General features: G+C 35.1%; 10 protein-coding genes. 1 reads left to right on the forward strand and 9 read right to left on the reverse strand.

Annotated features, from left to right (window positions below):
* Positions 1 to 30 precede the first annotated feature (30 nt).
* The 3 genes from ACUN28_RS26480 to ACUN28_RS26490 form a co-directional block, all read right to left on the reverse strand.
* Entirely contained in the window at positions 31 to 1,731 is a 1,701-nt protein-coding gene (locus ACUN28_RS26480; protein WP_016089357.1) for a M4 family metallopeptidase, read from the reverse strand.
* Positions 1,732 to 1,897: 166 nt separating this feature from the next.
* Positions 1,898 to 2,026, reverse strand: coding sequence for an NprX family peptide pheromone (locus ACUN28_RS26485; protein WP_016089358.1), 129 nt, complete (start codon positions 2,024 to 2,026; stop codon positions 1,898 to 1,900).
* Position 2,027: 1 nt separating this feature from the next.
* Positions 2,028 to 3,299, reverse strand: coding sequence for a tetratricopeptide repeat protein (locus ACUN28_RS26490; RefSeq protein ID WP_016089359.1), 1,272 nt, complete (start codon positions 3,297 to 3,299; stop codon positions 2,028 to 2,030).
* Between the two features lie 199 nt (positions 3,300 to 3,498).
* On the opposite strand from ACUN28_RS26490, the gene ACUN28_RS26495 reads away from it, so the two are divergent.
* Complete coding sequence (locus ACUN28_RS26495; RefSeq protein WP_016089360.1) at positions 3,499 to 4,962, forward strand: nicotinate phosphoribosyltransferase; 1,464 nt, start codon at positions 3,499 to 3,501, stop codon at positions 4,960 to 4,962.
* Positions 4,963 to 5,313: 351 nt separating this feature from the next.
* Here the strand turns inward: ACUN28_RS26495 and ACUN28_RS26500 are convergent, their stop codons facing one another.
* The 6 genes from ACUN28_RS26500 to ACUN28_RS26525 all read right to left on the reverse strand — a co-directional run bounded on the left by ACUN28_RS26500 (position 5,314) and on the right by ACUN28_RS26525 (position 13,870).
* On the reverse strand, positions 5,314 to 7,680 hold the full coding sequence (locus ACUN28_RS26500; RefSeq protein WP_016089361.1) for a heavy metal translocating P-type ATPase: 2,367 nt from the start codon (positions 7,678 to 7,680) through the stop codon (positions 5,314 to 5,316).
* Positions 7,681 to 7,703: 23 nt separating this feature from the next.
* Complete coding sequence (locus ACUN28_RS26505) at positions 7,704 to 8,081, reverse strand: ArsR/SmtB family transcription factor (RefSeq protein WP_000290207.1); 378 nt, start codon at positions 8,079 to 8,081, stop codon at positions 7,704 to 7,706.
* Between the two features lie 256 nt (positions 8,082 to 8,337).
* Entirely contained in the window at positions 8,338 to 9,753 is a 1,416-nt protein-coding gene (locus tag ACUN28_RS26510; RefSeq protein WP_001284886.1) for an amino acid permease, read from the reverse strand.
* Between the two features lie 103 nt (positions 9,754 to 9,856).
* Positions 9,857 to 10,990, reverse strand: coding sequence for an alanine dehydrogenase (gene ald / locus ACUN28_RS26515; protein ID WP_001219749.1), 1,134 nt, complete (start codon positions 10,988 to 10,990; stop codon positions 9,857 to 9,859).
* Between the two features lie 369 nt (positions 10,991 to 11,359).
* Positions 11,360 to 13,231 (reverse strand): glycerophosphodiester phosphodiesterase, encoded by a 1,872-nt coding sequence (locus ACUN28_RS26520; RefSeq protein WP_016089362.1) that lies wholly within the window; start codon positions 13,229 to 13,231, stop codon positions 11,360 to 11,362.
* 156 nt (positions 13,232 to 13,387) lie between these two features.
* Positions 13,388 to 13,870 (reverse strand): DUF1641 domain-containing protein, encoded by a 483-nt coding sequence (locus ACUN28_RS26525; RefSeq protein WP_001040529.1) that lies wholly within the window; start codon positions 13,868 to 13,870, stop codon positions 13,388 to 13,390.
* Positions 13,871 to 13,875 lie beyond the last annotated feature (5 nt).

Below are 13,875 nucleotides of genomic sequence, written 5' to 3' on the forward strand. Positions count from 1 at the left end.
GTATTTTATTAATAGCTATCTCTTAAATCCTTAATTTATACCAACAGCACTAAATGATTGCTTAACTGCTGCTACTTCAGCAGAATTCGCACCATATAAATCAGCTGCAGCTTGTACTGCACCAGCACGAGCTTGGCTAAATGTAGTAGATTGCGTGAAATATTGTGTGTTTGCACGGTAATAAATTGCACCTAGCTTATCTTTACCGATACCAGTTACAGTTACACCAGAATGCGTACCGCCATTTGCTAATAAATAAGCTTGTTTGTTAATAATACCACTGTTTGTATGAACTCCACCGTTATCACTTGAACCAGTGTAACGCTTAGAATAATGGTCTGGGTCACCATACTTCGCTGGATCACTCATAGAACGAAGCGCATCTCCTGCTTTACCAGGTGTGTAAATATCTTCACCAATCTCCCAATCTGGGTTACGGTTATCATAGAATTCTACTAAAGTACCAAAGATATCAGAAATTGCTTCATTTAGCGCTCCTGATTCATTTTGATAAATTAGATCCGAGCTATTTTCCGTAACAGCATGCGTTAATTCGTGACCAATTACATCAATTCCACCAGATAATGAAGTAAATGTTACACCATCACCATCTCCGTATACCATTTGTGAGCCATTCCAGAACGCATTATTATACTTACTTCCGTAATGAACTGTCGATTTTAACGGAGCTCCTGCATCATTAATAGAGTTTCTATTAAATGTAGCTTTATAATAATCATATGTTCTACCTGCATAATAATGAGCATCTACTGCCGCTGCATCATACGCTGCATTGAAAACATTATCTGCATCTGCCCATAATGTTCCTGGTAATGTTGAGCGGTTTTTCGCATCATATGTGAAAATCGTTGCTCCGCGCGTATTATCTTGTAAATAGTAAGATGATCCAGACAACGTTGTATTAAGTGATTTCGTATCTCCTAACACACCTTTACCAGTTCCTACTTTATTTGTTCCTGTTACAGGTTTTACAACCGCCTTTGCTTCCTGTTTAGGAGCATCTTGCTTAACTGGCGACTTATCCTCATTTGCTACATGATCAAGTTTATTATATTTATTTAATACTTTACCGCTGTCTGCTTCAATGAAATAGTAGTAGTTTCCTGGACTTGGCTCTAAGAAGTTCAGATTTACAACGTATGCATATGTTGTTTCTTCACCGTTTTGATATACATATAAGTCCGCTTTTGGTTCTACCTCATATTTAGGTGTAACACCTAAATCTTGCTGCGCGATTTCAATTGCTTTTGCGCCTTCAATCTTATTTTTATTTTTCAACTTTTCTTTTTTGTCTAAATCAGGTGCAACTGTTCCAGACAATACTTTTAAAGAACCATCTTTACTTACGTGAGCTACTTGAGTAGATCCCCATACAGGTACTCCTTCATATACTTGTTGCATACGTACTACTGTTGCATCAGTTACAGCATCTTTTTTCACTTGTTTCACTTTGAAAGAATCTTGCGCACTCTTTTCCCCTAGTTTGTAATCACCTTTTGCCGCGTTTAAGTAATCAAACACAACAGATTCTGCTTTCTTACCAGTCGCTCCAGTTAAATCACCAGAAATAAACTCAGGTGATTGCACCGTTTCATTGTACTTCTTCGTAGAGAGCACATTTTTAGAATCCGCAAACGCAGAGCCTGTCCCTCCAAACGTTGTAACTGCCATTCCTGTTGCTAACACTAACGCTAAACTTTTCTTTTTCATGAACCTTCCCCCTAATAAATTATTTTTTGAAAAAGAGTAGTTTCATATTAGCATTATGTTTTCACTATTAATATACTAAAAATTCAAATAATTAATTTCTCAAGTTTTGTAGAATTTTGAGGAACAAATATTGAAAAACCCCTTTCCGATTGGAAAGGGGTTTTTATTAAGAATTTACCACTTCAACTACTTTTTCTCCTTGACCATAGATATCCGATGTCCAAGCATATTGCGGTTCCAATACCACTAATACAGCTACCAAAGCCAAAGCACCAATAATTATTTTCTTCTTCATACTATTTTCCTCCCTTTTCTTCTAATAAATTAATTGCCAATTTATAATAATTATTACTTTCCCTAAACTCTAATAATTCTTCGTGATATCCTGCTAGTTCTAAATACACCATTTTTAATTCCTTTTTATTCTCTTCGCCTCTAAAAAATGGGATTGCCTCAACTTCTAAAAACTTTTTATAAACATCTTTAGTTTCAAAGTATTTATGCTTAAGCATTAAAAGTATATATAGCATACTTTTATACTTTTCATCCCTCTTCGCGATATCTATCCCTTTACCAATCCAATCTTTCGCTTCTTCAAATTCTTTTAATTCAATACACTGTAAAGCGATCTCATACACTGCATCAATATAATTTAAATCCTCTTCCTTCTTGTACTTTAAGCATTGCAAATAATAATCTTTAGCTTTTGCGTAATCTTTTAAGTTATAGTACAAGAAGCCTAGATTATTTAAAGCAATAGCTGTTATGCTTTCTTTATCGGCAAAAGAATTTGCTTCCCTCAAAATATTATTATAAATAGATAGCGCTTCATTATATTGTTTTTTTTGTATATAACTCAACGCAATAAGTAACTGGCAATTTATCACATAACGGAACTTATATTCATTCTTAAATCCTTCCATTGCTACATTAGCAAAATGTAAAGTCATATGTTCAACTTCCAATTCATTATAAACAAGAGCTAAATTGAAATATATTCCATTCTCATGATACCCTTGTTCCTTTGCCATTACTTCTGTTCGAGCCAAATACTCCAATGCTCTCTTATATCTATGTTGTAAAAAATAATATAACCCTTTGCTATACGTATATAATAATTTCTGAAATGGTGAATACTTTTTGTACATCTTCTTTAAACTCTCTAACTCTTCTTCGACAGCAGAAAAATCCCTTTTCATAATTAAATACCGCGTATAAAGTAACTTATAATAATTTATAATTTCAAAATCCAAAACATGCTTCATTTCACCTTGTAATTCTTCATATATGCGTTCTACTTGTTGCTTGTCCAAATGAACGAGTGCATTCAACCATTCATCCAACTTCCCCTTCACATCTTCTTCTACATCCCTCAAATCCGTCACGGCAATTTCTAACCTTGTGCAGAGCAATTGTAGAATTTCTTCTGATGCTTCGATCTTTCCATTTTCGATTTTACTTAAGTATGAGACAGAACAAATGCCCTGACATAATTCTTCTTGTGTCATTTTTTGCTGTAGCCGTTTGTAAAAGACTTGTTTGCCTATTTTTTCTAATGTTTGTTGCATTGTCCTCCTCCATTCTCATTACCCCCATTACTCTAATAATACATAAAATCTAGAGAAATATAAATTGATAAATGTAAATTTTCTAAAAAATATGCAATATTTCATTTTTTTCTCTCTTGACTCCACTTTCATATCCATTCTTTGCTACGGGCGGTGAAAAATTGGTATACTATAACCAAATTATGGAGGTGTTTTCGCGATGACTTATTATAAAGACGATAGCTATGCCTTACATACAGATTTATATCAAATTAATATGGCTTATACATATTGGAAAGATGGTATTCATAATCGCCGCTCGGTGTTTGATTTATACTTTCGAAAACTTCCATTTGAGAACGGTTACGCTGTGTTTGCTGGTCTTGAAAAAATTGTAGAGTACATAGAAAACTTCAGCTTTACCGAAAGCGATATCGCTTATTTAGCAGAGTTACAATTTGAAGAAGAATTCCTTCATTATTTACAAAATATGAAATTCACTGGGACGATTCGTAGTATGCAAGAAGGTGAAGTTGTATTTAATAACGAACCTTTATTACGTGTTGATGCACCGCTCGGCGAAGCACAAATTATTGAAACTGCCCTGTTAAACATTGTGAATTACCAAACATTAATCGCAACAAAAGCAGCTCGTATGAAGCACGCTGCAAATAATGATGAACTTTTAGAGTTTGGTACAAGACGTGCCCATGAGTTCGATGCAGCTCTTTGGGGCACACGCGCTGCCTTTATTGGTGGGTTTTCGTCTACGAGTAACGTTCGTGCTGGCAAGCGCTTTGGCATTCCTGTAGCTGGCACTCATGCTCACTCTTTTGTTCAAGCATATCGTGATGAATATGTCGCGTTTAAGAAATACGCTGAAACTCATAAAAAATGTGTCTTTCTCGTTGATACATATGACACATTAAAATCTGGTGTTCCAAATGCAATTCGTGTTGCAAAAGAATTTGGAGATCGTATCGATTTTTATGGCATTCGCCTCGATAGTGGTGATATGGCTTATTTATCTAAAAAGGCCAGAAAACTATTAGATGAAGCTGGGTTTACAAATACAAAAATTATTGCTTCTAGCGATTTAGATGAATACACAATTATGCACTTGAAATCTCAAGGCGCAAAAATTGATGTATGGGGCGTTGGAACAAAATTGATTACATCATTTGAGCAGCCAGCTTTAGGTGCTGTCTATAAACTAGTAGCGATTGAAGATACTGATGGGAAGTTAAATGATACGATTAAAATTTCATCTAACCCTGAGAAAATTACCACTCCAGGACTTAAACGAATTTATCGTATTATCAATCGCGTTAACGATCATGCAGAAGGCGATTATATTGCATTAGATTCTGAAGAACCAGGAAAAGAAGAACGATTAAAAATGTTCCATCCCGTTCACACTTATATAAGTAAATTCGTAACAAACTTTGAAGCTCGTGAACTGCATAAAGATATTTTTGTTAACGGTGAAAGAACATACGAGCTACCAAGCATATTAGATATCCAAAAATATAATGAACAAAGTCTCGCACTATTTTGGGAAGAATATATGAGAACTTTAAATCCCGAAGAGTACCCTGTCGATTTAAGTCAAGAATGTTGGGATCATAAAATGAATTACATTCAAACTGTTCGAGAACAAGTTGAAAAAAATATACAAAAATAAAGTGAAACTTTAATCAGTGGGGGTTTTCTTCATCCCCACTGATTATTAGTTGAACCAATCGGACTTTTATGGGCAGTTGATCCCCCACCTAACTTCTTTGCTTTCGCTGAATTTGGAGAGGGGGTCTTACTGCCCATTAAAGCGGGATAAAACAGAGAAGCTTCTCCTTCTCTGTTTTTTCAATACTATATGTATCTTTGTGAAAAATATATTAAAATAGTAAGGCAAATGTTTTTTATTTGTAAATTTTAATATTAAGTTATTCATTCGTAAAATAATATTTGTTATTATTTTATTGAGTCAATTTCAACAAAATAACCTAAAAAAGAGGACGCAATTGCGTCCTCTTTTTTATAAATCTTTCACTCGTAGTACACGCATTGCATTTAACACTGCAAGTAGTGTCACACCAACATCTGAGAAGACAGCTTCCCACATTGTTGCAATACCAAAGGCACCAAGTAATAAAACTAATCCTTTTACCCCTAATGCAAAGATGATATTTTGCCATACAATGCGTCGTGTGCGTTTTGCAATGTTTAAGGCTGTTGCAATTTTTGAAGGCTCATCAGTCATAATAACGATATCAGCCGCTTCAATTGCTGCATCTGATCCTAAGCCACCCATCGCAATACCAACGTCTGCACGCGCTAATACTGGTGTATCGTTAATACCGTCACCAACGAAGGCAACTTTTTCTTTTCCGTTCTTCGCCGCATCAATTTTTTCAATCTCTTCTACTTTTTGTTGCGGTAATAGTTCTGCGTGAACTTCATCTAAACCTAACTGTTTACCAACAGCTTCACCAACTGATTTTGCATCACCAGTTAACATCACTGTCTTCTTAATACCTAGTTCTTTTAATTTTTGAATTGCTTGTTTTGAATCTTCTTTTACCTCATCAGAGATAACAATATAACCTGCATATTTCCCATCTACAGCAACGTGAACTAATGTACCTACTGTTTCTGGTTGCTTAAATGTAATGTTTTCTTTTCTCATTAATTTAGCATTACCTGCAAAAATTTCTTTTCCTTGTACTTTTACGACTGTACCGTGACCAGAAATTTCGTTATAGTCATCGATTACTTTTTCATCAATTGATTTTCCATATGCATTTCGAATAGATTGTGCAATTGGATGGTTAGAATACACTTCAGCAAATGCTGCATACTCTAACAGCTCTTCATTCGTAATACCTTCGCTTGATTCCATTTTTGTAACTTTGAAGACACCTTTTGTTAGTGTTCCTGTTTTATCAAAAACGATATATTTCACATCATTTAAAGCTTCTAAATAGTTACTTCCTTTTACTAATACACCACTTTTAGATGCACCACCGATACCACCAAAGAATCCGAGAGGAATGGATACAACTAGCGCACATGGACAAGAGATTACTAAGAATACTAAAGCTCTATAAATCCATTCTGAGAATGTAGCTCCTTCTAAAATAAGTGGTGGAACAAACGCCATAATCGCCGCTGTAATAACTACAACAGGAGTATAGTAACGCGCAAATTTCGTAATAAAGTTTTCTGTTGGCGCTTTTTTGCTACTTGCATTTTGAACTAAATCTAAAATTTTTGATACAGTAGATTCACCAAACTCTTTTGTAACTTCAATTGTTAATACACCATTTTGATTTACAAAACCACTTAATACATCATTTCCAACTTCAACTTCACGTGGTACAGATTCACCAGTCAATGCTGAAGTATCTACCATTGATGTTCCTTCAACTACTTTTCCATCTAACGGTACTTTCTCACCAGGCTTCACGATAATATAATCGCCGATTTGTACATCTTCTGGTGCTACTTGTTTCGTTTCATTTCCAACCTTTACATTCGCGTAATCAGGACGAATATCCATTAATGAAGTAATTGATTTTCGGGAGCGATTTACCGCAATACTTTGGAATAGTTCCCCTACTTGATAAAATAACATTACCGCAACAGCTTCTGAATATTGTTGAATTGCGAAAGCTCCTACAGTTGCAATTGCCATTAAGAAGTTCTCATCGAACACTTGGCCGCGAGTTATGTTTCTTACCGCTCTCCAAACGATATCTCCACCTATTAATACATACGCAAGGACGAATAACGGAATTGTTATCATTTGTGGTAAGCCAGCTAATGCAGCGATTGCTGTCAAAATTCCGCCGACCACTAATCGTCCTATCATCTTTTTCACATTTGCTTCCCCATGGTCGTGACTATGTCCATGGTCATGGCCACCCTTTTCTTCACGAACAACTTTCACATCTGGCTCTAACTTTTGAACAACATTTGTTATATCTGCTACAGTCGCTTCTAATTCTCTTTTATTCGCAACTTCTACTCGTAATTTCTTTGATACGAAATCAACAGTTGCCGCTGAAACAGTCGGCATTCCCTTAACTTTATTTTCAATCTTCATTGCACAATTTGCGCAATCTAAACCTTCTAATATAAACACTTCTTTTGCTACTTTTGTGTTTTTTTCTTCTTGCACTTTAATGTGCGGTTCTAATTTTGTAACGAGTTGTTTTGCTTCTGTAACAACTTCGCTTGCTTTATTTTGTTCTGTTTCTAAAACCATTGTTTTTGTCGCAAAATTTACAGAGCAAGAATTTACTCCTTCTATATTTCCAACACCTTTTTCAATTTTCATTGCGCAGTTCGCACAATCTAGACCTTCTAACATCAATTTCTTTTTCACTAATGCTTCAGCCATCGTTCTCCCTCCTCGCGTTCTTTTTATTCTTCCTCGTTTACGTGTTCAAACGCTTGCTCGAAGATATGAATTACGTGCTGGTCAGCTAACGAATAATAAACGACCTTTCCTTCTTTACGATTCTTTACAAGTTTCGCTTGCTTTAACACACGAAGCTGATGTGAAATAGATGATTGTGTCATTCCTAATAAATACGCTAAATCACAAACACACATTTCAGCTTCAAATAATGCATGTAATATTCTCGTACGTGTACGATCACCTAATACTTTAAATAATTCCGCTACTTTACTTAAACTTTCATCAGTTGGAATTGTTTGTTTTACTTGATCAACAACTTCTTCATGAATTATCGTTTGAGAACATGTCTCTTGTGGTGTTTCTACTTTATTTACAGCCATTATAGCTCACCTCTTCATTTGAACATATGAACAATCATTCATATATCTTATACTCTTATTATATGAGCGTCTATTCATATGTGTCAATGAAATCTCATACATTTTTTCGAACATTTTGTTCACATTTTAATAAGACGTACACATATTTTCCGCATCCATTACATTCTCATACGAAAAAAGGATATACATTTTGCACAAAAGAAAAAAGCCTTGCGCGTTCCCTAGACGCACAAGGCTTACTATACTTATATCCCTTTTAATTAGCTTGTTCTAAATTATCCTGCGAACTTCCATCGTCTTTTAAATGACTATGTTTTTTCGAATAAACAAAGTATACAACTACTCCGATTGCTAACCAAACACCGAAGTATATCCATGTTTTTAATGGTAGGTTTACCATTAAGAATAGACAACATGCAACTGAAATAATCGGCAAGATTGGTACAAGTGGTACCATAAATCCACGTTGTAATTTCGGATGCGTTTTACGAAGAATGATAACAGTTACACCAACCATGGCGAATGTTAATAACGCTCCAATATTCGCTAAATTTGACAATTCTTTTAAATCGATAAATCCAGCAATTAAAGCACTACCAATTCCTGTTAACCAAACTGAAAATGTTGGCGCTTCAGTCTTCTTGTTAATTTTCGCGAAAGATTTTGGTAATAAACCGTCACGACTCATAGCGAAGAATACGCGTGTCGTAGCATAGATGTACGCGAAAATTACAGCCATAATACCAATTACAGCTCCAATAGCAATTACACCAGCCACTTTATCTTGTCCTACAACTTCAAGTACATAAGCCATAGCTTCAGGTACATCTAATTCCTTGTAAGAAACCATACCTGTCATAACAAGACAAACTACAACATAAATGATTGTACAAATAACTAACGAAGCAATAATACCAATCGGTAGATCACGTTGCGGATTTTTTACTTCTTCAGCAGAAGTTGCTAATGCATCAAATCCTAAGAAAGCGAAGAATACTGCTGCTCCTCCGGCAAAGACTCCACTTAAGCCATATGGTGCAAATGGTATCCAGTTTTCTGGTTTCACGTAGAATACACCAACAGCAATGAATAAAACAACAATACCAATTTTAATTAATACCATTATGTTATTCACACGCTTACTTTCTTTCGTACCTCGTGATAATAACCAAGTTATTACTAACGTAACGATAACTGCCGGTAAGTTTACCATACCACCTTGCGCTGGAATCGTTAACAACGCTTTTGGAATTTCAAGTCCCAATCCACTCACTAAGTTATGGAAATAACCAGTCCATCCACCAGCTACTGCGGCAGTTGTTACAACATATACGGATAGTAATGTCCATCCCATTAAATGAGCTACAAACTCACCAATTGTTGCATATGAGTATGTGTACACACTACCTGAAACAGGAAGTGTAGAAGCGACCTCTGCGTAACATAATGCTGCAAATCCACAAACAATCGCTGCTATCATGAATGAAAAAATAACTGCTGGACCAGCATCTCTTGCTGCTACTAATCCTGTTAATACTAGAACTCCTGTACCGATTATCGCACCAATCCCTAGCATTGTTAGGTCGAATGCCCCTAGCGTTTTCGTTAAAGTTTTACTTTTACTTTCCCCTAACAATTGCGTAACGGATTTCTTTTTAAATAGGTTGGCCACGATGTATGCCCCCTTTTGCCAAGAAGAGCTAAGAGATCTTCACTCTTAGCTCTTATCATGTTGGTTTATATATTGTTCGATTTTGTTTTGTATAATGCTTCTATTAGCAAGATACTGTTTCTGCTTCTAATAATTCTTTAGCACCTTTGTACTCTACACCGTGAGCTTCTGCAACTGCTTCGAATGTTACATAGCCATCTAATGTGTTAATACCTTTTAGTAATGCAGAGTTGCCTAGGCAAGCTTCTTTGTAGCCTTTGTTAGCAATTTGTACTGCATATGGTACTGTTACGTTTGTTAATGCAAGAGTTGATGTACGTGGAACCGCACCTGGCATGTTTGCAACTGCATAATGAACAACGCCGTGTTTTTCGTAAGTTGGGTTATCATGAGTTGTAATACGGTCAGTTGTTTCGAAAATACCACCTTGGTCAATCGCGATATCTACAACAACAGAACCTGGTTCCATTGATTGAATCATTTCTTCTGTTACAAGTTTTGGCGCTTTTGCACCTGGGATTAATACTGCACCGATTACAAGATCAGACTCTTTTACAGCTTCTGCAATATTGTAAGGATTAGACATTAAAGTTTTTACTTGGTTTCCGAAAATGTCATCTAATTGACGAAGACGTTCTGCACTTAAGTCGATGATTGTTACATCCGCACCTAGTCCAACTGCAATTTTAGCAGCATTTGTACCAGCTTGTCCACCACCGATGATTGTTACTTTACCACGTTTAACCCCTGGAACACCTGCAAGTAAGATACCTTTACCGCCTTTGTTTTTCTCAAGGAATTGTGCACCAATTTGTGCAGCCATACGACCAGCTACTTCACTCATAGGTGCAAGTAATGGTAGAGAACGGTTTTCTAATTGTACTGTTTCGTATGCAATCGCAACAACTTTCTTCTCAATTAACGCTTTTGTTAATTCTGGTTCTGGAGCTAAGTGTAAGTATGTGAATAAGATTAAACCTTCGCTGAAGTGTTTGTATTCGCTTTCAACCGGTTCCTTAACTTTCATAACCATTTCCATGTTCCAAGCTTCTTCAGCTGTGTCAACAATTTTTGCTCCCGCTTCAACATACTGCGCATCTGTGAAACCAGATCCTAAACCTGCACCCTTTTGAATGAATACTTCGTGATTGTTACGAATTAAATGTACAACACCTGCTGGTGTCATTGCCACACGGTTTTCGTTGTTTTTAATTTCTGCTGGTACCCCAATACGCATAATGAAATGCCCCCTTATAATTAACAGAAAAAAGAAAGTCTTTTTTCTTTTTGTAATAATTAATAACTTATGTCCTTATTCTAGCATAACTTAAAAGTTATGAAAACGCTAACATACTATTTTTTTAAAGTTTATATATTTAGAATAGTGTAAATATATAAAACATTGATTCTATTAGCATCTTCGTTCCATTTCATTATCTATCACTCTATTTTTATTATACTCCTTCAAAATAAGTAGTAATCATTTATTATTTGACAATAATGTAACGATGTAAGAAACCCTAATGATGCCGTATACATATACAGTGATTACTTCGCACAATACTTTAGAGATATATTCTTTTTATAAAAAAACAGCTGCTGACATTTAGCCAGCAGCTGGGTAACTTATAAATAATTTGGAAAATAAATCATCTGTTGTTTCAGTAATTTTATCAAACAGATCGCTTTCTTCCTCTTCTTGCTCTTTTAACATCTTAATTGTTTCGCGTGCATCTTCCGGATAATCGGTAATGATACCATCTACGTTTAACTTATAATATCCCTTTAAACTTTCCATATCATTTACCGTCCATACGTAAATTGGTTTGTTTAACTTCCTTGCTTCTTTTACTAATTTCTTATTTAGCATGTATTCTTCCGCTACATAAAAATCAGCCTTCACATTCTTTAAGTGAGCTCTACTTGCATACAATATATATCCTACTTTTATATTTGGATTTGCACGCTTAAACTCTTTTATAAGCGGGTAGTGTAACGTTTGAATGACACATTGCTTCTCAAATTCATTATCTTTAATCGTTTTTAATACTTTGTTTACAAAATCTTTTTCGCCCCCATGAAGTTTGACTTCAATATTGAGTTTAATTTTGTCCTTTGAGAGCTTAATGATTTCATCAAGCGTACTTATTTGTCCTGAAAGTCCATCTTGACTAAGAGTAAGCTGCCTTAACTCATCCATCGTTAAATCTGACACATGCACATTAGCATTTGCAAGGCGTTTTAACTTCAAATCATGTATAACCGCTAATTCACCGTCTTTTGTTTGTAATACATCTATTTCAGCGTAATCTGCTTTTGCATCAATAGCACCTTGCACAGCTTCTTTCGTATTTTCTACCCCTTTTGAAATATACCCACGGTGTGCCATAATAATTGGTTCTTTATATGAATTTGAAATAAACGTTACAATGAAGGCGACGACCATTCCTGCAGTAATAATCCCTACAATGTATACGCCAATAAATTTCCAACGGTGTTTTTGGAAGAAACATTTATCTGCTTTCGTTTTTGAATAGTCTAATCCTTCTTCTAATAAAACATCTTCAATCGGAACCTTTTGTAAATACAATCGTGTGATCGCCATAATATAAAACGGTGTCACGATAAAACTAAATAAATACAATGTACTCGTTAAAAATACAGACATTGTTGATTCAGCTAATAATGCAAATGTTCCTTTCGGATTTGTAAATTCATAAACACCCCATAAACACAATAAATAAATACCTAAAAATACAACATACACAATTCCTATTGAAATAAAAAATCCTACTAAAAAGAACAGTACTTTAAAAAAGCTTTCTTTCACTAACTTTGCACTTTTACGCGCTGCTGTGCGAAACGGCTTTTGCTCTAAAACGACAATAGGTAAAACAAAGATCCAGCGAAGATTCAAATACGCAATTACAGCAAAGAACGTATAATAACCAACTTGTCCCATCGTTGTCTTAAACAGTTCTCCTGTAATAAAATTAGGAATTTGAATTTGCGGTATTAATGCTGTTTCATATCCCATATTTAAAAGAGGTAACAATACGACAGCATATAAAATAAATCCTGGTAAGCAATATGTGAAAAGAGTAGGTAAATACGTTACGGTTTTATATAAAATCGGACGTAATTTCACCTTTTGTCTTTTATGAGCGAAATATGAAATAATAATAAGCACCGCAAATTCCGTAAAGATAAGAAACAGTGCTAACAAGGACAAAATTACAATTGCTAAAATGCCGTATGGCGTTTTTAAAAACGCTAATAATTCATCATTCGTCGCATTTGCATAACCACCAAAATACAATAACTTATTAAAAATGATCCCAAATAGCGGGACAAATACAATCGCTGCTAATAATTTATAAGCAAGTTGAAAGGTTAATACATTCCAAAAAGCAAATTTAACTGTTTGAAAGGAATGTCTCATTACTCCTGGTATAGATAGTCTTTTACGGTGTTGCATATATTCCTCCACATTCTAAAACGGTATTTGAGATGGATTCCACATTTCCAGTTCTAATCCATCTTTTTAATAATAATATATTCCGCTTAACATGAACACTCTTATACATACAATGAAAAAAGTGATGGCTACTTCCCATCACTTCTTTCATCTGCTCTATTTTTTCTCTAGTCCTTGCCCAAATGCTTTCAAGAAACTAAAACCAAACGTAATAGCTCTGTTAATGTCTGGATCTTTTAATACTTTAAAGAAATCCATTACCTTCGTTTTTTTACCACTATTTAATTCATCTGTTGCAAATTGTAATCCAGTAACTAAACTTGATGTAATTTGCTTTGTTACTTCTGGATCAACTGAGGATAATGCTTCCCCCGCACCCATCATATTGTTAAGTGCATTTTTAACTGGTTCACGATTTAATTGCTCCACAGCGATTTTTGAAACATCTTCCTTCGCAGCAAGTAAACTAATCGCCGCATCTAAAATACCAGCCTTCTGCAACTGTGCTAGAAGCTGCATCGTTTCTTCTACTGCTTCACGATTATTAGATAGCTCATTTAGAAGTTCATCTGCTACTTGCTGTTTCTGTTCTTCCTCTGTTACAACTTTCTTTTTAATTAACGTAATTTCTTTCGCCACTATCT

Source organism: Bacillus sp. WC2507, from assembly GCF_052656125.1.